Origin of the sequence: Chryseobacterium nakagawai (assembly GCF_900637665.1) — a bacterium.
Classification (GTDB): domain Bacteria; phylum Bacteroidota; class Bacteroidia; order Flavobacteriales; family Weeksellaceae; genus Chryseobacterium; species Chryseobacterium nakagawai.
Genome location: NZ_LR134386.1, coordinates 3,161,200 through 3,184,280, shown reverse-complemented (window position 1 = coordinate 3,184,280; position 23,081 = coordinate 3,161,200). Strand labels below are relative to the sequence as shown.

General features: G+C 35.8%; 15 protein-coding genes. 11 read left to right on the top strand and 4 right to left on the bottom strand.

Annotated features, from left to right (window positions below):
* Positions 1-3: 3 nt before the first annotated feature.
* On the bottom strand, positions 4-1,848 hold the full coding sequence (locus tag EL260_RS14355; protein ID WP_228445473.1) for a sensor histidine kinase: 1,845 nt from the start codon (positions 1,846-1,848) through the stop codon (positions 4-6).
* A 465-nt stretch (positions 1,849-2,313) separates the two neighbouring features.
* Between EL260_RS14355 and EL260_RS14350 the strand changes: the two genes are divergently transcribed.
* The 3 genes from EL260_RS14350 to EL260_RS14340 are packed head-to-tail and all read left to right on the top strand — an operon-like array spanning position 2,314 to position 6,011.
* Positions 2,314-2,688 carry a hypothetical protein gene (locus EL260_RS14350; protein WP_123856001.1) on the top strand — a complete coding sequence of 125 codons (375 nt, stop codon included), beginning with the start codon at positions 2,314-2,316 and terminating at the stop codon, positions 2,686-2,688.
* A 55-nt stretch (positions 2,689-2,743) separates the two neighbouring features.
* Positions 2,744-4,303 (top strand): hypothetical protein, encoded by a 1,560-nt coding sequence (locus tag EL260_RS14345; RefSeq protein ID WP_198418046.1) that lies wholly within the window; start codon positions 2,744-2,746, stop codon positions 4,301-4,303.
* The gene (locus EL260_RS14340; protein WP_123855999.1) at positions 4,272-6,011 is read left to right on the top strand and encodes a tetratricopeptide repeat protein; all 1,740 of its coding nucleotides are present in this window, start codon (positions 4,272-4,274) and stop codon (positions 6,009-6,011) included. The genes EL260_RS14345 and EL260_RS14340 overlap by 32 nt, the downstream gene beginning before the upstream one ends.
* Positions 6,012-6,202: 191 nt before the next feature.
* Here EL260_RS14340 and EL260_RS14335 read toward each other — a convergent pair whose 3' ends face one another.
* The 3 genes from EL260_RS14335 to EL260_RS14325 form a co-directional block, all read right to left on the bottom strand.
* On the bottom strand, positions 6,203-7,087 hold the full coding sequence (locus EL260_RS14335; protein ID WP_228445471.1) for a DMT family transporter: 885 nt from the start codon (positions 7,085-7,087) through the stop codon (positions 6,203-6,205).
* 71 nt (positions 7,088-7,158) lie between these two features.
* A complete protein-coding gene (locus EL260_RS14330; protein WP_185145932.1) occupies positions 7,159-8,430 on the bottom strand; it encodes an aminotransferase class I/II-fold pyridoxal phosphate-dependent enzyme in 1,272 nt (423 codons plus the stop codon).
* A gap of 83 nt (positions 8,431-8,513) precedes the next feature.
* Positions 8,514-9,551 carry a PLP-dependent cysteine synthase family protein gene (locus tag EL260_RS14325; protein WP_123855997.1) on the bottom strand — a complete coding sequence of 346 codons (1,038 nt, stop codon included), beginning with the start codon at positions 9,549-9,551 and terminating at the stop codon, positions 8,514-8,516.
* Between the two features lie 222 nt (positions 9,552-9,773).
* Between EL260_RS14325 and EL260_RS14320 the strand changes: the two genes are divergently transcribed.
* The 8 genes from EL260_RS14320 to EL260_RS14285 all read left to right on the top strand — a co-directional run bounded on the left by EL260_RS14320 (position 9,774) and on the right by EL260_RS14285 (position 23,063).
* Entirely contained in the window at positions 9,774-13,262 is a 3,489-nt protein-coding gene (locus EL260_RS14320; protein WP_123855996.1) for a glycosyltransferase family 117 protein, read from the top strand.
* A gap of 90 nt (positions 13,263-13,352) precedes the next feature.
* A complete protein-coding gene (locus EL260_RS14315) occupies positions 13,353-14,840 on the top strand; it encodes an LTA synthase family protein (protein WP_123855995.1) in 1,488 nt (495 codons plus the stop codon).
* A 44-nt stretch (positions 14,841-14,884) separates the two neighbouring features.
* Complete coding sequence (locus EL260_RS14310; RefSeq protein WP_123855994.1) at positions 14,885-15,412, top strand: DUF1697 domain-containing protein; 528 nt, start codon at positions 14,885-14,887, stop codon at positions 15,410-15,412.
* Positions 15,413-15,961: 549 nt separating this feature from the next.
* Entirely contained in the window at positions 15,962-16,771 is an 810-nt protein-coding gene (kdsA, locus tag EL260_RS14305; RefSeq protein ID WP_123855993.1) for a 3-deoxy-8-phosphooctulonate synthase, read from the top strand.
* A gap of 43 nt (positions 16,772-16,814) precedes the next feature.
* Complete coding sequence (locus EL260_RS14300) at positions 16,815-19,052, top strand: TonB-dependent receptor plug domain-containing protein (protein ID WP_123855992.1); 2,238 nt, start codon at positions 16,815-16,817, stop codon at positions 19,050-19,052.
* A gap of 151 nt (positions 19,053-19,203) precedes the next feature.
* A complete protein-coding gene (locus EL260_RS14295) occupies positions 19,204-19,584 on the top strand; it encodes an HYC_CC_PP family protein (RefSeq protein ID WP_228445469.1) in 381 nt (126 codons plus the stop codon).
* Between the two features lie 116 nt (positions 19,585-19,700).
* Positions 19,701-20,174, top strand: a complete 474-nt coding sequence (locus EL260_RS14290) for a DUF3347 domain-containing protein (protein ID WP_123855991.1) — start codon at positions 19,701-19,703, stop codon at positions 20,172-20,174.
* 90 nt (positions 20,175-20,264) lie between these two features.
* Positions 20,265-23,063 carry a multicopper oxidase domain-containing protein gene (locus EL260_RS14285; protein ID WP_228445467.1) on the top strand — a complete coding sequence of 933 codons (2,799 nt, stop codon included), beginning with the start codon at positions 20,265-20,267 and terminating at the stop codon, positions 23,061-23,063.
* The last annotated feature ends 18 nt before the right edge of the window (positions 23,064-23,081 follow it).

The following is a 23,081-nucleotide window of genomic DNA, read 5'->3' as shown; positions in this document are numbered from 1 at the left end:
ATGTTATAATATTGGAATAGATAATATCACCGCACACCCTGATTGGCCATCCTTATCAATGGTAAGCTCTCTAACTTCAAGTTTTGCCCTTGAATTATCTTTAAGCATAAGAAGCAGTCTCTCATCCGTAATCTTAGTGGAAAGAGAACGATGAGAATCATCTGTTTTCTGTTTTCTGGAAGCGGTGAGTCCGATTCCATTATCTTTGATGGTGCAGATCAGAAGATTTTCTTCCGGCTTTTCTTCAAAATTAATAAATAATATTCCTTTTTGGAAAGCTTCTAAAGGTTTTAATCCGTGTTCAATTGCATTTTCAACAAATGGCTGGATTAAAAGAGGCGGAATATGAAGTTGGAGATCTACAGATTCATCACATTGTATCTGGTAATTAAAGCTTTGATTTAAACGAAGCTGCTGAAGTTCAATATAGTTTTCTAAAGTATGTATTTCTTCTTCAAGAGTAATCGTTTCCATTCGGGATTGTTCTAGTACTCTTCGACTGAGTTTGGCAAATTTTCCAAGATACAATACTGCAAGATCTGTATCTTTTCTGAGAATCATTCCCTGGATATTTCCTAATGCATTAAAGATGAAATGCGGATCCATCTGAGATTGTAACAGTCTTCTTTCAAGAGATAGTTTTTCCGCTAAGCTTTCCAATGTTTCCTTTTCCAAAAGTTCCATTTTAAGTTCATTATTGGTTTGTTGTTGTTGAAGAAAATCTTCTCTTTTCTGATGATAACGCTGTCGGAAATAGTAAGACCGATACATAAAGACAAGTCCAATAAGTAGAACTGCAGAAATTCCATATCCTAATAACTGATTCTTTTTCTGAAGCTTATTTTCCTGCTCCAGTTGTTGAATACGAGCAATTTTCTTTTCCGATTCATATTTGGCATCAGCATTCTGAAGGATCTGTTGGGTTGATTCGTCGTATTTGAGTTTGTTATATTTAATAAAATATGTATCATATTCAAGATAGGCCTTGTAATCCTTTTCTTCCGCTGCAATATTTTTCAGACATTCATAAAATGCTGCCAAAAGATAATTGTCTTTGTAGGGAAGGCTTTGCTGATAGGTAATTCCTTCTTTAAAAAGATTTTCTGCGGTTCTGTATTCCCCTTTTGCTACATAAAACTGTCCGCGCAGTCCCATAGAGCTCCTGTATACGCTTTTGATACCATATTGTTTTCCAATTGCTAAAGCTTTTTCCAATGCAGATAAAAATGAATTTTCATCAATGGGCTTAGGCCCATTCATATATAAAGCAGCAAGGTTGATATAGGCAATTCCGATATTACTTTTGCTATCTATTTTGGCTTCATTTTTTTCTATAAAAGTGATGGTTTGTTTAAAAAACAAAATGGCATCCTGCCAACGATCGGTGTTTCCTGAAACAATGAGATCAGAAAGATAATTTCCTACCGCCAGTCTTGCATGAAGAATACTTTCAGGATTTCCAGATTTTTCCGCGAATGAAAGTCCTTCATCAGCATATTTTTTAACTTTTTCAGGAGAATCTGGTGAAAAGAGGTAAGAGATGTCCGCACCGAGTTTAGCAGATTGGTCATAGCTCTGCATTGTATTAAATAGAGCATAAGCCTTCAAAAAATAAGTAAGAGCCTGTGACTTATCATCAGTATATGATTTGAGATATCCCATCGCAGCATTAGCAAAAGCGTTTGCTCGATCACTTTTTAAAGACTTGGCAATATCATAGGATCTTTCTGTGTATTTTGTAAATTCCTTGAGATGAAGAAGACGTTTATGGGTTAAAGCAAGATACGCACTACAAATTGCTTCATCTTCTTTATTTCCTGTTTTTTGAGAAACTTGAAGAGCTGCCATCTGCATTTTGAGGCTTGCTGATGAATCAATAAACCTTTTAGAATAGCCTGTACTGGCCTCATGTTCTATAGACGATATCTGCTGAGCTTTTATAGTACTCAGAGAAATCCAGCAAAATAGGAAAAAAAATAAAAGTTGGGTTATGTCGTTTTTTGTGATCATCTTAATTGATACGTTGGGCTAAATTATAAATTGTGGAAGGATTAACAAAATAACGATAGGTTTAAAATGCTGATTTTAAGAGTGAAATTGAAATAAATTAAGCCCGTTATAACAGGTTTTTTACCAAATACCAATTCAAAATATACAAATACCAATTGATGCTCGCAAAAGGACATCCAAATCTTTAATCTTGCATAAAATATAATGCAGTAAACCATGAAAACTATATATAAATTCCTGACTTTCCTTATCTTATTTTTCTCGGCTAACATACTATTCTCTCAACAAACAGATGAAAAGCGGATGAAAATTCAAGTATCTGTGAAAGATGGAAAAAATCAGATTGTTTCTGTTATTAAATCCTATACCATATCCTATAACAGAACTTTATTAACCCCTGAGAATAATAAATCAGGGGAGACTAAAGCATTTTATATATCATTGGATTTTGAAAAACAGGATATTCCTTTTTTAAGAGCATTTATCCAAAACAAAGCAGGTTTGGACGGTCAGATTACAGTAACAGATACTTATGGGAAATTACCTTCCCGAAAAATTGATTTTCAATCGGCCACAATGGATATTATGAACGATCAGGCGATGGGAGAGTACAGTGGGATGTTCATGAATTTAAGCTGTAATATTATTACTATTGATGGGTTGAAAATAGAACATTAAGCCTCACAAATGATGAAAAAAAACACAATATATTCAATGCATTAAAATTTCTGAAATGAGGTATCTGCAGTTTAAAAATATTAAGCATAAATTTCCAAAAGATAGTTGGCTGTATTGGCGCAATGAAAAACGTGCCGGAGAATTTGATGATGCCTGGCTAATTTATATAGAACATGACGTGGAAGTAAAGAATCTGAACTTGGATGATCCTTTCTCTATTTTTACAACCATAGAAAATCAATTTGAAATAGATCAGGAAAGTTGTCTTGCTATTTTTATTGAAGGAAACCTTATAGCAAAAAATATTTATAATCATGAGCCAGATGGTTCTATTTGTCTTTGTGTATTAGGAAATCTTGAAGCAGATAATGTGATTGTTGGTGGTCAGGAGTTATATATTGCCGGAAATCTGAATGTCAGAGAATGTTTCTGGGGTGACTATAATCATGGAGACCTTATTGTAAAAGGAGAAACCAAAGCCAAGGTATTTGTTGCGACGGAAGGCTATCATTATGATTATAAAAAAGAACGGATCGACGCTGAATTTTTCCTTTGTGACGAAGAGGAAGAAGATGGGATTTTCGATCGTACATTTCCTGAAGCTGTTTTTCCTGAAGAAATTTTATATACAGAAGAGGAAGTAGAGGAAGATGATCTTTTTACCTGGCATGCATGGCTTTCCCGCTCTACAGCCATTAAAATGTTGGAAGAAAACCATTCAATTGTAAATCAGAATATCCAAATCCTTTCAAGAGAAGAAGAAAAAGCTATGGAACTCGCTTCTATTCCAAAGTATTTTGAAAATACAAGATTTAATGACTTATCCTCTTTTCTACTTCAGCTGAATAACTTTCATAAGTTGATGGGTATTGTGAAATTGCATAAGGAAGAATATCAGTATTATACTTTTGAAGAGTATGAAGTGCAGTTACATCCTGATACAGAAGATGGTCAGGCTCATGTAATGTTTACCCATCCATCAGGTTTTATTTTTTTCATCTGTACCATACAGGATGAAAATAGTAAGGAAGCACTGTCTGCAGTATATCGTGAAAATGAAGAAACTTCATTTATAGATATTTTTCATCCGGTAACTTCCATCAATTATTGTACTCAATTAGACATTTTATGGAAGAATCTTCTCACAAGAGCTGAGTGTGGTGCTTACTTCTATAGTAAATTCTTGGACACCGTTAGGCCCTCAGCGATTCTAAGTTATCTGAATCTTGCTATGGTACACGAAAAGTACAATGACTATAAGGATGCGGATAAAAATAATTTTTGGTATAATGGCTATTGCTTCCTGATGCGTAGACATGGTGAAAGAGGATTAGTAGGAAGTATAGATATTGGAAAGGAGAGGGAAGGTGATATTTTTGATCTGAGAACTTATTGTTTCCGTCCGGATGAACTCGATGCTCCTGAAAAATGTAACCTTTTTTATGCTTCAAGCCAGGAAGGACTTGCAGATGACAGTTACTCAGGTGACGGAGAAGTGTTTAAAGTATTTCTTTACGATTGGGAGCTCTTTAGAGAATCTTTAGAATGGTATCCTAAAATAGAAAAAGCTTTTACAGCAATGAATGAAGAGTATCTGGAAGAAAAGAATATATAAATCTAAAGATAAAACCGTGAATACATTACATCAGGAAGCCATTGAAGCATTCCGTCAGAAAAACTATGCTGTTGCTGCTAAAAACTGGATAAAAGGGCATGCTCTTCCGGATAATAGAGAAGAGCTCAAGGAAATCTACCTTTGGGCAAATTCTTTAAATGAAACTTCTCCTGATTCTGATCTTTGCGCCATATTAGGACTCATTGCTCTGGATCATTATGAAATATTTACGAGTAACCGTGAAAAGTCCCTTCTTCAGTGTATAGAATGGAGCAAACAGGGAATCAGTATCAGCCCAAACCACCCTTGGTGCCATCGCCATGCAGGTTCTGCTTTCTATTGGCTGAATCAATGGAATGCAGCGGTTCCTTATTATGAAAAAGCGTTATCTTTAACTCCGTCACCAACTTTACAGGTGAGACTATTTACCATTAATAATAAAGAAAATACTACTCCTGATTTTCTGTTATTGGATATAAATCCTGAAACTTCCGAAGCCATGGAAGCCTATAACGCAGGCGTCGAAATTAATAAAATTCTCAACCAATATCCTCAAATGTCTGAATTTGAAAAGGAGAGGCTTACCCAATTGAAAAGAGACTGTTATACTGTAGCTTATGATCTTTATCATAAAACGTTGGTTGAAAGAAACGGCAATTCCTATAATGAAGATCCTCATACCTTTGCGATGTGCTGTAATAATTTAGCAGCAGAATTTATCAATCAGGAAAAATATGACGAAGCTATTGTTGTGGCTACAGAAGGGATGAAATTCAGTTATTTCATGTACATTCTCCAGAATAGATTTAATGCCTACTTAGAAGCAGGATATCTCAAAGAAGCTATAGCAGATGGAGAACAGTTCATGGAGGATTTTATAAATGACATGGATTCTATAACCTACTTTAATAGTATAGACCAGCTTTGTTACAGTTATATGGAATTGAAAGATGATACGTCTGCTATGGAATGGATTAATGCAGGGTTGGAAAGTTATCATGAATTAGATATGACAGATCCTTTACTGACCCATCCGGAAATTGTACGATGCTTTACCAATTTTTATATCCATAAATCAAAAATTGAAGAAAAGACTGGAATACAACCAGATCCAGCTATGGCTTCAAAAGAAGCTGATCGTATTTTGGAGGAAATGCCGGACAATCCAAGTATATTAATCAGCCGTTCCAATATTTTTTTAGAAGAAGAAAACTATGAAAAAGCGCTGGAATGTTTGCAGTATGCTATACATTTTGCGTCAGAACAAAATAAGATAAGATCTGCACAGGTGGCTTTATACAATATGGGGTATATTCATGTTGCGAAGCTTCGGGATGAAACAACGGCATTTGAAAGTTTTGAACAGAGTATAGCCTTAGGAAATGAAGATTTTTGGTGTTATTATTGGGCAGTTCATTGCGGATATCACTTGCAGGAAAATGAAAAAACGGTAGAATATGCCTTGCAGGCACTCCAGACTTTACCCCAACAGGAAGCAGGCGTAACCGCAGATATTATAGCAGAGATTTATGAACATTTAGGAACAGCACAGTTAGATTTAGCTCAATATGTTGAAGCAGCAGAAAATCTGAAATTGTCTTTACAGTACAATCATTCACCTATAGCAGAAGATAATCTGAAAACGGCCGAAGCAGAAAATAAGCGTAATAATTCCGGAGGCTTTTTCAAAAAAATATTCGGAAAATGATGACTGAAGCTTGATGCTGAATGAGGGGTGTTATGAAGGTCATAAGAGGCTATCAGATTTCTTTTCACTTTTTTTAAGTTGTTTATCATAACTTTCATTAACCCTACCAAAGGGAATTTCTATCCTACAAAATACAAACCCCGAAGAATTTCTATTCTCCGGGGCCATTTTTATAAATTACTTTAAACTCTTTAGGTATGAACTGAGCTCTTTCGGTCAGAAATAACATTCAGTATTACGCCCATTAAAATAAGCGTGATCCCAATCAGTAAGTTGGTGGTAAACTTTTCATTAAACATAAAGACACTTACCATTACAGCAACAACGGGTTCCAATGCACCTAAAATAGCAACCGGAGTAGAACCAATGCTCTTAATAGCATACACCAGACATAAACTGGAAATAACGGTAGTAAGGAATGCAAAAATAAGAAAGTTAACAAAAACTGTCATTGAAGGGATCGCAAATGATTGATGTGCAATAACAGACTTGCTCATAAAAAATACAGACGTAAAAAGCATCGAGTAGAAGGTAAGTTTAAACCCGGAAACTTTCAGTTTTGATTTATTGACGATCACCATATAAAGGGCATAAAACAATGAACTCAGCATAACGATTCCCAATCCTGCAAAATTGATTTCAAAGCCATTTCCTTTCAGGCATAAAACAATGACTCCGGCAAAGGCAAGAAATAATGAAGCAATAGACAATTTGGTGAGTTTCTCTTTATAAAAGAAAAACATAATCAATGCTACAATCACGGGATAAATAAATAAAACTGTAGAAGCAATTCCCGGGGTAAGAAAATCATATCCTATAAACAGAAATTCAGAGGAAAGAGCATAGCATACTCCCAGAATGGCTAATATTAAGGTTTCCTTTTTATTGATTCTGAAATTTTGTTTGGAATAAATGAGATATCCACCCACCATTATGGCTGAAAAGAAAAACCTGTAAAACAGTGTAATATCCATGGAAAAATGAGCATGCTTGATCGGTAGGATAAAAATCGGAATCAATCCATATGAAACCGCCGACAAAACACCCAATAAATAACCCCTAAGTTTTATTTGCATTTTATAGTGTATAGTTTTTAAAACAAAAAACCACTGAATCAATCAGTGGTTTTTTATTATTTTGTTAAAGATTAGATCGGTTTAAAACTTAATCCCTGTTCCTGCAGTAATAATTGTTCCTGCTCTTTATAGTAACCACTTACTAGTTTATCGTGAATCGCTTCAAACGCGGCCAGAGTTTCATTAATTTCTGAATCCGTATGAGAAGCGGTAGGAATCAGTCTTAAAAGAATCATTCCCTTAGGAATTACCGGATAGACTACTACTGAAGTAAAGATCCCGTAATTCTCTCTAAGATCTTTTACCAATAGAGTAGCTTCTACAGGAGTTCCCTGCATCATTACCGGAGTAACACAAGTATTCGTATCTCCGATGTTGAATCCTCTTTCTTTTAATCCGCTCTGTAATTTTTCTACATTTTCCCAAAGTTTAGCTTTGATTTCTGGTCTCGATCTCAATAGCTCTAATCTTTTCAATCCTCCGATTACCATTGGCATCGTAAGAGATTTTGCAAAGATTTGTGATCTTAGGTTAAACTTCAGGTATCTGATGATTTCTTTGTCACCCGCAAGGAATGCTCCGAAACCAGCCATTGATTTTGCAAAAGTAGAGAAATATACGTCTATCTGATCATTACAGTCTTGCTCTTCACCTACTCCGGCACCCGTTTTACCTAGTGTTCCGAAACCGTGAGCATCATCTACTAAAAGCCTGAACTGGTATTTTGATTTAAGTTCGCAAATTTCTTTAATTTTTCCCTGCTGGCCTCTCATTCCGAAAACCCCTTCAGTGATCACAAGGATTCCTCCTCCTGTTTCTTCTGCTACTTTGGTAGCTCTCTGAAGGTTTTTCTCAAGACTTTCCATATCGTTGTGCTTGTAGGTAAATCTTTTACCAGCATGAAGTCTTACTCCATCCACGATGCAGGCATGAGAATCCATATCATAAACAATAACGTCATTTCTGCTTACCAAAGCATCAATGGTAGAAACCATTCCCTGGTAACCGAAATTTAATAAATATGCTGATTCTTTTTGTACGAAGTCTGCCAATTCTCTTTCCAATTGAAGGTGCTGATCTGTTTCTCCAGACATCGCTCTTGCTCCCATTGGATAGAACATTCCATATTCTGCAGCCGCCTTGGCATCTGCTTCAATTACTTCAGGATGATTACACAATCCTAAATAATCATTGGCACTCCAGAAAATTACTTCTCTACCCTGAAATTGCATTCTCGGGCCGATAGGTCCCTCTAATCTTGGGAAAATAAAATAGCCTTCTCCGTAATCTGCAAATTGTCCAAGAGGTCCTGGATTTTCTTTTATCCTTTCAAAAATATCCAACATTGTATCGTAATTTTTAAGTAAAAAAGCCTTTTTTGTAGAACACGCAAAAGGCTTTATTTGTATCGTGATTTTATTTATTACTATTTGATAAACTCAGTCTTAAAGACTTCGTCATAATTGTGGACACAGTTATTAACAAATCCCTGTTCGGCCATCCATTTATCACTATATACTTTAGTGATGTATCTTGAACCGTGGTCAGGGTAGATTAATACAACCATATCATTTTCGGTTAATTCATGAGACTTTGCATATTGTATCAGTCCCTGCGTTACAGCTCCTGTCGTATACCCTCCCATAATAGCTTCCTTCAAAGCAATTTCACGGGTTCTGTAGGCAGACATCTCATCATTTACCCTTACAAACTCATCTACCTTATCGAAAAGAAGAGCGGCAGGGATTAAATTTTTCCCCATTCCCTCAATTTGATAAGGATGTACATCTTCCTTGTGAATCTCACCCGTCTCGTGATAGCTTTTTAATATAGAACCATCTGCATCCACCCCAATAATTTTAATATCCGGGTTTTTCTCCTTCAAAAACTTTGCTGAACCAGATAACGTACCTCCTGTACCGGTACAGGCAAAAAGGTGAGTGATCTTACCTTCTGTCTGTTCCCAGATTTCAGGACCTGTGGTCTGGTAATGGGCATCAATATTCAGTTCATTAAAGTACTGATTGATGTAAATAGAATTGGGAGTTTCCAAAGCGATTCTTTTCGCTACTTCATAATAAGATCTCGGATCATCCGCCGCTACGTTGGCAGGACATATATAAACCGTAGCTCCTAAAGCCTTAAGATAAGCGATTTTTTCCGGTTTGGTTTTATCACTTACCGCAAGAATACATTTATATCCCTTAATGATACATACCATTGCAATAGAAAACCCAGTATTTCCGGATGTAGTTTCTACAACTACAGAATCTTCTTTCAATAAGCCTCTTTTCTCTGCGTTCTCAATAATATGAAGTGCGATTCGGTCTTTGGTGGAATGTCCAGGATTATATGATTCTAACTTGGCATAAACGGTTGCTGGAATATCTTTTGTAACAGTATTTAGCTTCACCATAGGAGTATGTCCTATTAGGCCAAGAATATTATCGTAAACATTACTCATTATTTGTTATTTTCAATAAAAATCTGACTGCAAAAATACAAAAAAATAAATAATTACTAAACTTTTGTTTGATTTCTAGGGCATCGTTCCGTAAAAAAATATTTTTTTGTTTACAGTTTTAGCAGGAGTATAATCGCAAATTTTGCGCCAAGTTTTTAAATTTTGTTAAAAACAATATAAAATAATATAAAAGCCTTATTTTCGCATAATTGATTTAATACTATGAAAAATTGGACTTTTAGGCAATGGAACACCGTCTTAGGATGGGGGATTTTCGTCATTGCGTTTTTCACGTACTTGTCCACAATAGAACCTAATTTCAGTTTTTGGGATTGTGGTGAGTACATTTCTTCTGCAGTAAAACTTGAAGTAACGCATGCTCCCGGAGCGGCTTTATTTCAGATAGTGGGTGCCGTGGCAGCCATTTTTGCATTAGGGAAAGGCGAAAATTACTCCATCGTAATCAACGCGATGTCTGCATTGTTCAGTGCGCTGACTATTTTATTTTTGTTTTGGACGATTACTCATTTTGTGAGAAGATTGCTCAACAAAGATTTTGAAGAAATTACAAAACATCAGGAAATTTCTATCTTGTTTGCCGGAGCAGTAGGAGCACTTTGCTTCACCTTCTCAGATACCTTTTGGTTCTCGGCGGTAGAAGGAGAAGTTTACTCAATGGCTTCTATGTTTATCGCGCTTTTGGTCTGGTTGATTACGAAATGGGAAAATGAGTATCAGGCAGCAGACAGTGAGAGATGGATTATCCTTATTTTCTTCGTTTTAGGGCTTTCCGTTGGGGTACACATGATGTGTATGCTGGCGACTCCTATGGTATGTCTTGTATATTATGCAAGAAACTATAAGTTTACGTGGAAGAATTTTATTTGGGCTAACCTTATCACATTAGGGATTTTGATTATCGTTTTCAAAATTATTTTCCCATTGATCATGACGATGTTCGGAAGATTGGAGATCTTCTTTGTAAACGGTCTTGGGCTTCCTTTCCACTCAGGAACTATTGCCGCATTTATCCTCATGGTAGTGATTTGCTATTTCCTGATTAAGTATGCGAGAAAAGCAAAAAAGAATATATATCAAACAGCTGCTTTATCTGTAGTTTTTATGATGATTGGTTTCTCTTGCTGGATGGTTATTCCGATCAGAGCGAATGCAAATCCGCCAATGAACCTGAATGACCCGGATACTGCCATTGGTATGTTAGATTATTATAACAGAGAGCAGTATGGAGACTGGCCAACTATTTATGGACAAAACTATACGGCTTTCCTTGATGCGAACGGAATTCAAAAGAATGAAGACGGAAGCTTTAAAACGAAAAAGACTGGGGAAATCTACGAAAAAGATGAAAAAACCGGAACCTATAGAAAAACCGGAGATCGATTCAATTATATTTTCAGTCAATCTCAAGTAAGCTTAATGCCAAGAATGTTTAATGAGGATAAAGATGTAATGGCCAACTACATATCAATGTATGGAGCTCCTGATTTTACATTCAATTACGCAAATGAAGATGTGGCAGATAACCCTCAGGCTAAACAGATCTTTGATGAACTGAGAGCTAAATATGATGATAAATCTATTACGGCTGCAGACTATTTAAAGGTAAAACCTTATAACCTTATTAATGTTCAGAAGCCATCATTGCTTCAGAATATGGATTATTTTATTTCTTTCCAGAATGGATATTACTTTGTAAGATACCTGCTTTGGAACTATGTAGGAAGACAGAATGATCTTGAAGGAAATATGGAGAGCACAAAAGGAAACTGGATTTCCGGAATTCCTTTTATTGATAATGTAAACGTAGGAAATCAGGATAAAATGCCGGCTAAGTTTAAGAATGAAAGTACGGTAGCATTTTTCTTCCTTCCATTAATTTTAGGATTAATCGGATTCTTTTTCCAATTGAACAGAGACTTTGGAAGATTCTATGCTTTATTATCCTTATTTATTATTACCAGTGTCGGAATTATTTTCTATACAGGAGTAAAACCTTTCGAACCAAGAGAAAGAGATTATGCAATGGTAGGTTCATTCTACGCTTTTGCCATCTGGATTGGATTGGGTGCCGGTGCTATTTTATGGTTCGTACAGTCTAAGATAAAATCTAATGGAGTTAATATTGCACTGGGAGTTGTTTTATTAGGAGTTCCTTTTATGATGGGCTTCCAGAATTACAATGTTCACGACAGAAGTAACAGATATACGGCTTATGATTATGCTTATTCAGTATTAAAATCATTACCAAAGAATGACATCCTATTCGTATATGGTGATAACGATACTTATCCGGTTTGGGCAATTCAGGAAACAGAAAGATTCAGAGATGATGTAAAAGTGGTCAACTTCACCCTTGCTTCGACGCCTTGGAATCTTGATCAGGTAAAAAGAAGAACTTACAACGCAATGGGGATTCCAAGCGAATTGACTCACGAAGATTACAGAGATGGAGTAAATGACCAAATCTATATGATGAAGAAGGAAGATTGGGAAGGTGTTTTCTCTATGCTGAAAGAACAAGGAGTTCCGGATACAGAATTCAAGGACTTCAGAAAGTACCTAACACAGGATTCTTTAACCCTGAAAGATGCCATTAAGTTTATCAAATTTAAATCTCCTGAGAAAGATCAGTTACTGAAAATGTATTTCGGAGAAGAGAAATATGAAAAGTATAACATTCTTCCGGTAAACAAATTTATTCTTCCTGTGAATAAAGAAAATGCTTTAAAAGCAGGAATTATCAACCAGGCAGATCTTCCGAATGTAGCCAATCAAATTATGATTACTTATAAAGGAAATACCTTATATAAAAACAACCTGATCCTAATGGATTTATTGGCAAATTTCGATTGGAAACGTCCAATTAACTTCTCTTCAGGGGGTATTTATGACAGTGAAAACATTTTCTATCTTAACGATTATCTTCAGTTTGACGGATTCAGCTACAGATTAATCCCAATTCAAACACTACCATCAGCAGATGGAGATATGGGAAGAGTAGATGCCAACAATCTTTATAATGTGGTGAAAAACTTCAGATGGGGGAACTTTAAAGATCTAAGCGCTCACTTTGATGAAACAGCAACCTCTAACATCATCAGCTACAGAATGTCAGCAAGTAGAGCTGCTTCAGCATTAGCATTAAGCGGACAGAAAGCTAAGGCATTAGAAATTCTGGATCTTGCAGCAAAAGAAATTCCTGCTGAAAAATACAATGATCCACGTTCATTAAGCTCAATTGTAACAGGATATATTATTGCAGGACAGGAGCAAAAAGGATTACAGCTGGCAGAAGTACTTAAAAAAGGAATCTTTGATGAGTATGACTATTACTTAAGCCTTTCTAAAGCGGATCAAAGCTATGTGAGAAGACAAATGAGAACAAAACCAATGGAATATTCTCTTGTAGTAGCAGCGGTTACAGATGCTTATATGAAGATCGGACAAAAAGAAAAAGCCTATGCTTACCTGGTGAAATCCATCGAGCCGATTGATAAGAAATTCAATGCTTTTGTGAAGGAACTTCAGCAGATGGGCAAAGAAAAAGCAATGAAGGAATCTGAAGATGTTCAAAAGATCACTCCATTCTACCAATATTTATTTGATGTAATGGAACCTTTTGATTCAACTTATTCTAAGGAAAAAGAAAATCAGATTACTTCAGCAATCATCAAAGTAACAACACAATAAAATACTTTTAAAAACGGAACTTCGGTTCCGTTTTTTTGTTATTGGAAGTCCTGAATTTTAAGATTATATTTGTGAAACTAAAAATGCATAATGGCAGAAACACAAAAAAGCAGGTTCCCAATGTATGCCGTAATCGTTACGGTAGTTTTTAAACTTCTTTTCTTATTGACACATTACATTCAGGAAGATGCCTTCATCACCTGGAGAGTAGCCCAGAATCTACTGGATTATGGAGTGATTGGCTTCAATGGTGATACTAAGATTTCTGCCTCTACTACCCATTTATACGTTTTTGTATCTTATATTTTCAACCTGATTTTTGGTAAAGAATATTTTATTGAACCTCTTTTAATTTTTAATTCCATATTGTTCACCATAGGAACATTATTCTTATCTCATCTGGTTCTTAAAAACCCTTGGCATAAGGCTATTTTCATCTTTTTAATTGGAATCCTGCCTCCTGCCATTAAGATCTCGATCCTTGGGATGGAGTACGGGCTTTTATTTTTCCTGGAAATGTCTCTATTATATTATGGGTTCAACAAAGGGAAAAAATGGGTGTTAACTCTTCTTCCGATTCTGATTATGTTTACAAGAATTGATACCGTCATATTTCTTGGAATTGTATTTCTGGTTGATCTGTTTTGGACTAAAAAAATCAGATGGAACTATATTTTTGGTGGAATTTTAGGAATGCTTTCAACGGTTGCTTTCAACTGGTTTTATTTTGGAGAAGTCGTTAATAATACCATTACTGCGAAAAAACTCCTTTATGAGCAACAACTGACTTTCGGAGAACATCTTGATTATTTTCTGGTAAGTTTTGGAAACTTTTGGGGAATGCTGAAAGTTCCGGGAGCTTTTAATCCAATTACGGTGATCGTTCTTATTTTTGAAATACTTTGTTTTATTTACCTTATCAGACAAAAAGAAAAGAGAAATTATTTTCTATGGATGATCTTTATCTTCGGATGGGTAAAACAGGTTATTTTTATCTCCCAAAAAAGCTTATTTGACTGGTATTATTGGGTGCCACAGCTCTTGCTTTTCGTTCCGGTTCTTATTTTTGTATTGGAGCAGAAAGAAAGAAGAAACTTATGGCTGCCTTTGCTTGTTATATTCTATATCGTTCCGATGCTGGCTTTCCAGACCATTCATGCCATTGCCACTGGAAATGGGGAATGGAACTACAGAAGAACCATAGGTATATTTCTTAACAAGTATGAAAAAGATAAGAATCAATGGATTTTATTGGAACCTGCGGGGTATGTTCCTTATTTTTCGGGATTAAAAACCATTGATGAAGTTGGGCTGGTAGACAAACAGATTCAGGAGGAGATCAAAAAAGATAAAACGAATTATTGGATCAACACAGTTAAAAATAGGAAACCAAAATATTTACTTTCATACCAAAATCTATATGAAGGTACCAATACAGCATATTATCAAACCCATTATAAATTATTGAAGGAATTTAGGGTCAAAGATCATCTGAAAAGTGACAATAAAATACTGGAAAAGATCTATAATCTGAAGCCTTCCGGAACAGACTATAATTTGTATATTAGAGTGGATTAAGAAGATTAAAATTTGAACTCTAAAATATTCAAAACTAGTAACCTATGAAGTATTGTGCTTTTCTCCGCGGTGTCAATGTAAAAGGAACAAACATGAAAATGGCAGATGTCTGCCAGGTCTTTAAGGAAGCCGGAATGAAAGAGGTGGCTTCTATATTAGCTTCCGGAAATATTGTTTTTTCGTCTGATCAACAGGCTGATGAACTAAAAATAATTCTTGAAAAGGCAATGTCTGAGTATTTTTCCTATGAAGCTTTCCTGTTCATCAAATCTCATGAAGAGACAGCCGTTTTTTGGAATAGTATTCCTTTTGAAAAAAATGGGGATCTTCATATTTACGGTTTTGTTGGAATGCCAGGGGTAGAAAATGTTTTAATGGGAGAATTTGAAAAGGCTGCTCAGGCTGAAAATGAAAAAGCAGAAATTGTCAATGGTATATTTTATTGGCAGGTTCCTAAAGGAAATACTCTGGATTCTACATTTGGAAAAGTCTTAGGAAAGAAAAGCCTAAAAGATCAAATGACTAGCAGGAATGTCAATACTTTTGAGAAGATTTTGAAAAAAATGGAGTAGGTCTTATATAAAATCTCACGAGGAATTCGAAAATAAATAGCAATAAAAACATATGATACATCATCATCTGATGTATATAATTCAATAGGAACGGGCTTTAGCCCGTTCTTTTTTTATCAAAATTCCATTGGCTTTAGCCAAAACCTAAAATATCTGTGATCTTTGTCAGTGCGAGCAGAGCGAAGCAATCATACTATATATGCTGGAAATCGCAAAGACGCTAGGCTTTTTTGAATATATACTGTGTTTAAGGCGTAAGGATTTTATCTTCGATAAAATGATATGCTGCATATTCTTTAACAGATCGTTCAACTGCTTTTATTTATAGAACACTAATACCACTAATATTCACATAAATATTCACAAACATCTGCGTAAATCTGTGAAATCTGCGGGAAATAAAAATCCGGAAACTTTAATCAAAGCTTAACCCATAAAATAGCGATTGCTGGAATAGAGGCATTACCTTTCCTTAAACCTTAAACCTTAAAAATTTCCATTTCTGAAACTTTCTCAGTATTTTTACTGAACTTTTTAATTATAACAAAAATGATTCAGTATTTAGATAATATTCAGCACAAAGATTCAAAGAACTTTTTCCTTATTGCAGGACCTTGTATTATTGAAGGAGAAGATATGGCATTGAGAATTGCTGAAAAAGTAATCAATATTACAGACAAGTATAATATTCCTTATATTTTTAAAGGGAGTTTCAAAAAGGCGAACAGAAGCCGTGTGGACTCTTTTACAACCATCGGAGAAGAAAAATCTCTTGAAATCCTTAAAAAAGTAGGAGAAACATTCAATATTCCTACGACTACAGACATCCATGAAAATGAGCATGCAGCATTAGCTGCGCAATATGTAGATGTGCTTCAGATTCCTGCATTTCTGGTACGTCAGACAGACCTATTAGTGGCAGCAGCAAAAACAGGAAAATGTGTGTCTTTGAAAAAGGGACAGTTCCTTTCTCCGGAATCCATGAAGTTTGCGGTTCAGAAAATTACAGATTCTGATAACCAGAAAGTATCCATCATAGAAAGAGGAAATTCTTTCGGATATACAGATTTGATCGTAGATTACAGAGGAATTCCCACCATGAGAGAATATGCGCCTGTGATTCTGGATGTTACGCATTCATTACAGCAGCCTAACCAAAGCTCTGGAGTAACAGGAGGAAGACCAGATCTTATTGAAACCGTTGCCAAAGCTGGAATTGCAGTAGGAGCAGACGGAATTTTCATTGAAACTCACCCAACTCCGGAAACCGCATTATCTGATGGTGCCAACATGTTAAGACTAGATTTATTAGAAGATTTGTTACAAAAATTAACAAGAATTAGAGAATCGATTTTGTAATTGTTAAAAAAACATTAATTTTAGAAATTCTAAAATATTTCTTTTGAAAAAACTAGTTTTACCGCTAAGCCTTATGGTCCCAATGCTGATTTTCTCCCAACAGAGAAAAAGGGATACAGCGACCAAAGTAACCGATATAGAGGAAGTTGTCTTCCAGAAAAAAACAACAGGAAGAACCAATGACCTTACCAATGTAAAGATTTCAGCAAAAGAAGCGAAAGCTGTTGCTTCTATCAGTGGCGGAATTGAAGGACTGATTAAAACGCTACCTTCTGTAAACTCCAATACTGAGCTGTCTTCCCAATATATGGTACGTGGTGGAAACTATGACGAAAACCTTATCTATATTAATGATATTGAGATTTACAGACCTTTCCTGATCAGAAACTCTCAGCAGGAGGGGATGAGCATCATTAACCCGGATATGGTTTCTTCAGTGAACTTCTCTGCAGGAGGTTTTGAGGCTAAATATGGTGATAAGATGTCTTCTGCTTTAAATATCTATTACCGTGAACCTGAAAAATTTGAGGTTTCCGGTGAAGCAAGCTTAATTGGAGGGAGATTAACAACCGGTTTGGCTTCTAAGAATAAAAAGTTTACCGCTTTATTTTCAGGAAGATATAGAAATACCAATCTCGTTCTTAATACCTTAAAAGAAGATACGGATTTTAATCCTACCTATTGGGACTTTCAGTCTTATCTGAATTATCATGTTAACGATAAATTTTCCATGTCATTCATCGGATATTATTCTAAGAATGATTATGAGATGATTCCTAAGGCAAAAAGTGTGACTTTCGGAAGCCTTCAGCAACCTATCACTGTAAATATAGGGTATGGAGGTAAAGAAAATGACCAGTATAAAAATATGATGGGGACATTTTCTATGAACTATAAGCCGGCAGATAGGTGGAAACTTACATTGGATGCCTTTGCTTATCAGAACAGAGAAAGAGAGTATTACACCATCCGCTCAGAATATGATCTGCAGACATTTGATCCGATCACAAAGGAACCTGTTTCCAGTTATGATGTGGGAGGTCAGACGGAGCATGCCAGAAATGATCTATTTGTAAGAACTTACGGAACACAGTTCAGAGCGAAGTTTTCTCCTAATGTCAATACAGACATTGAGGTTGGATTTAAATACGAAAAAGAAAACCTTAAGGATCTTACCAATGAATGGAAGTTAGTAGATTCTGCAGGATACAGCTTACCAAGACCGGAAGTGATTGATCCAAGGGCAGGCACTACAACAGGAGATCTGAGAATGTTCTATTATATTGCCGGGAAAAATAATATTGAACCCACAAGATTATCTGCTTATGCTCAGTATTCCCAAAAATTCTATTGGGGAGCAAGCAAAGTATTCTTGAATGCTGGTGTAAGAGTATCTAACTGGAGTTTCAACAAAGAGACTATATTCTCTCCAAGAGTTCAGTTTGCGATAAAACCAGATTGGGATACCGATATGTTATTTAAACTTTCCGGAGGTATCTATTACCAATCTCCATTTTATAAAGAGATTAAAGATCTTGACGGAAATTTCAACTCAAATATTAAGTCACAAAGATCCATCCAGGCCATTCTTGCCAATGACTACGAATTCTATATGTATGACAGGCCGTTTAAGTTAACAACGGAGCTTTATTACAAGAAAATGGATAACCTGATTCCATATTATATGGATAATGTGAGAATCCGTTACTCCGGACAAAATAATGCGAAAGGGTATGCTTATGGAATTGATACCAGATTATTCGGTGAATTTGTTCCGGGAGTAGATTCTTGGCTATCTGCAAGTTATGCCAGAGTATATGAAAATATTGATGGTAGAGGAGATATCCCAAGACCTACGGATCAAAGATTCAGAGTAGCGATGTTCTATCAGGATTATATGCCGCAGTTCCCATCCATGAGGGTAAACCTTACTTTGGTGTATGCAATGGGATTACCAACGGGATCTCCGGTCATGTTTAATGATAACGGGCAGCCGGATTTCAATTCAGCATACAGCTATCAGAAAACGTTACCCGCTTACAAAAGAGTAGATATTGGATTGACAAAAGTATTTATTGATCCAAAGGATAAAAATAAAAAATCAGGTTTCTGGGGTAATTTCCAGGAGTTATCTTTAGGAGTACAGGTTTTCAACGCATTTAATATCAATAATACTGTTGCTAACCAATGGATCACGGATTACAATACCAATTATATGTATCCGGTTCCAGTGCGTCTTACAGGACGTTTCTTCAACGTGAAGCTGGAATTCAAACTATAAATCTGTTCAATTTGCATGATCTGCAAGAGAATATAAAACAAAAATCCTCTGAATTATTTTTCAGAGGATTTTTTATTTGCCTGAATTTTATAACAAGATTACAAAATTTTATAACAATGGTTTAACATATATTTCTAACTTTGTCTCAATAATGAAAAAGATTCTAGCCATACTATTCTCTATTTTCTACTTCGGATTCTCTTCCGGAGCAGCATTTAGTGTTCATTATTGTATGAAGGAATTTGTTTCTGTGAGCCAGAAAGTTGATGATATTTGTGGTAAATGTGGAGTCAAAGATAAAAAAGGATGCTGTAAGACAGAAATCAAAGTTGTAAAAGTTGATTATTCTCAGAAGTCTGATCTGCTAAACGTTGATTTTTTAGGACAGGTTTCAGAAATCCCTGTAACCCATCATTTTGTTTTTGTAGATAAGTCTTTCTCTGCCACTAAATTTACACAAATCCAGATCAACGGACCACCGGAATATACACCGATACCTATCTATATCAATCATTGTAATTTTAGAATTTAGAATCCGTCCGTCGTTTTCGATGTTATATAACATGGATTCAGACGACATGTCTTGACGCATTTCATGTGCGTTACCCTTATTCTTTATTTAAAAAATTAATTCTAAAATGTAAAACAATGAAAAAGTATATCATTACAGCAGCCTTATCTTTATTTTCAATTATTTCATTATCAGCGCAATCTAAAAAAGATGCTCAGGTTTCAAAACTCTATCAGAATTATATTGCAATCAAATCCGCCTTGGCTTCAGATGATGCAGATAAAACTTCAAAAGCTGCTACAGAATTCATTAAAACGGCTTCTGCCATTGACTATAAGTTAGTTTCTGAAGGAAATCTTAATATCCTTAGAAAAGATGCTTCTGTCATTTCAGAAGCAAGAAATGTTGCTGCTCAAAGAGAGACATTCCTTAATCTTTCAGATAATATGATTGCTCTTACCAAAGAGTTTAAGCTATCCGAAAAACCGGTTTATGTACAATATTGCCCAATGGCTGATGGTAGCTGGTTAAGTGATGAAAAACAGATCATGAATCCATACTACGGTAAATCTATGCTTTCTTGTGGAAGTGTAAAGTCAGAAATTAAATAAATGTTGTATTAATCTTTAAAACAATGAGTTGTGGGATTTAAATGATTCTTAGATTTAAGTCCTGCAATTTCTAAAAAAGTTCGGAATATTATGAAAAAACTAATAATGTTTCTGGTACTTTTGTTCTCTGTTTTTACGTTCGCCCAAACAACAAAGACTTATTATACCTGTCCTATGCATCCTGAAGTAGTCTCTTCAAAACCCGGAGACTGTCCGAAGTGTAAAATGACATTGGTAAAGAAGACCATTGTAGTACAACCTAAAGTTGTGGCAAAGCCAGCAGTAAAAGCTGTACCTAAAACAGAGACGAAGGCAAGGCCGATAGAAACTAAAATAAATAAATTAAAAGTTGATGTTAAAAAGGCAAATAAAGCGGAAACAGCTAAGAAAGTAAATGCAGTAAGGAAAGCAGAACCGGCTCAGGTGGCTAAACCTACTTTAAAATCAGCCAATCAATCCAAAATTTCATCTTCATCTTCAATTAGTTATACTTGTCCCATGCATCCTGAAGTGATTTCCGATAAGCCGGGAAAGTGTCCTAAATGCGGTATGGAACTGGAAAGGAAAGAAGACCATCAACATGCTGTGGCTGAAGATCCTAAAGTAGAACAATCAGTTCTAAAAAGAAATTCCGAAAATGGAAAACTTACTTTTGGTGGAAAAAAAGTTCGTTATGATCTGTATGTAAAAGATACCATTGTCAATTTTACAGGGAAAAACAGACGGGCCATTGCGATTAATGGTAAACTTCAGGCTCCTACATTGTATTTTACAGAAGGGGATACTGCAGAAATTTACCTGCATAATATGCTTAAAGAAAATACGGGACTTCACTGGCACGGAGTCATTCTTCCTAATGAACAAGATGGAGTTCCCTATCTTACCACAAAACCTGTAAAACCTGGAGAGACGCATTTATATAAATTTAAAATCTCCCAAAACGGGACCTATTGGTATCATTCACATGAAGCTTTGCAGGAACAGATAGGGATGAACGGGATTCTAGTCTTTAAAAAGAGAGAAGGAGAGCCGAAAACAGAGTATAATGCTGAAATTCCTGTTCTGTTAGGAGATTGGAGTGATGATGATCCTATGCAGATTGCTCGTCGACTTCATATGGCGAATACAGATTGGTATGCAGTGAAGAAAAATGCAGTTCAGAGTTATTGGGAAGCCATAAAATCCGGAAATTTCGGGACAAAAGCCCTGAATGAATGGAAAAGAATGGAAGCCATGGATGTAAGTGATGTCTATTATGATAAGTTCTTAATCAATGGTACTCCAAGTTCTGACTATTCTAACCTGAAAGCAGGAGATAAAGTAAGACTAAGAGTGGCCAATGGCGGTTCGTCCACTTATTTCTGGCTGAATTATGGCGGCGGAAAAATAAAAGTAGTAGGAAATGACGGAAATGATGTTGTTCCGGTAGAAGTTGACCGATTGATTGTAGGGGTCTCTGAAACCTATGATATTGAAGTAACCATTCCTGAAAATAAAAGCTTTGAGTTTCGTGCGACTTCAGAAGATAGGATAGGACATGCTTCACTATGGCTGGGTTCCGGAGAAAAAGTAGATGCACCTAATTTGCCAAGATTAATGCTCTTTGAAGGGATGAAAATGATGAACGGGATGATGGAAATGAGCGGAAATATGAAGCCTATGACCATGACGATGGGAAATCAAATGATGGATATGAATGAAGTAATGTATCCGGAAATTCCTGAAAGTCAAAGAAAAACAACGGCGAAACATATTAATGAAATGATGGGCGTGAAAACGAAGGAAGAGAAAAAGAATGAAGATCATTCTCAGCATGCAGGAATGGATATGAAAGAGGAAAAAACCATCAAAAGGTTATCTTATAATATTTTAAAATCTCCTGAAAAAACAATTCTTCCTACAGACAGCATTCGTGAAATGAAATTTACCCTGGAAGGAAATATGAACCATTATTTGTGGACGTTGGATAATAAAACAGTTACGGAAACAGATAAAATTCTGATCAAAAAAGGAGAGATTGTAAGAATTAAGTTGTATAATAATTCTATGATGCGCCACCCGATGCACCTTCACGGGCACGACTTCAGATTGATTAACTCAAAAGGAGAATATTCTCCGTTGAAAAATGTAGTAGATATTATGCCGATGGAAACTGTTACTCTGGAATTTGCAGCCAATCAGGATGGAGACTGGTTTTTCCATTGTCATATTCTATACCATATGATGGCTGGAATGGGGAGAATCTTCAGTTATGAAAATTCAAAACCGAATCCACAGCTTCCGAATAGAAAGCTAGCCTGGAAAAACTTTTTAAAAGATAATAAAATGGTAAGCTCTATGGCAATGCTGGATGTGGCAAGCAATAAAATTCATGCGGAAACCATGACGATGTTCGGGCCAAGATGGGCGAACCTGAATGAGTTTCATACCAACTGGAACTTCGATCATTTTGATGGAAGTGTGAAAGTGGGAAGATTCTTAGGGAAATTCCAATGGGCACTTCCTTATGCAGGATTCAGAGCCCAGAAGAACCATGAGATTATGGAACGACAAATGGCAGAGGATATGGGAATGGATTTTCATGGTAAGAAAACCTGGTTTGGCCAACAGAAAGCTTCAAAAAACAGATATTCATTTATGGTCGGGATGCAATATGTTTTACCGATGTTGATTACTGCAGATGCAAGTGTAGACCAGAACGGAAAAGTATTGTTGGAACTCAGCAGAGAGGATATTCCGCTTTCCAGAAGATTGAGAGGAAATTTCAGTGTCAATTCTGATGGAGAGTTTTCAACAGGAATAAGATATATCGTACAAAAATATCTATCTATTTCCGGAAATTATGATAACGAAATGGGCTGGGGTGCCGGTGTTACCCTAACTTATTAATCAAATTGACTAAAAACA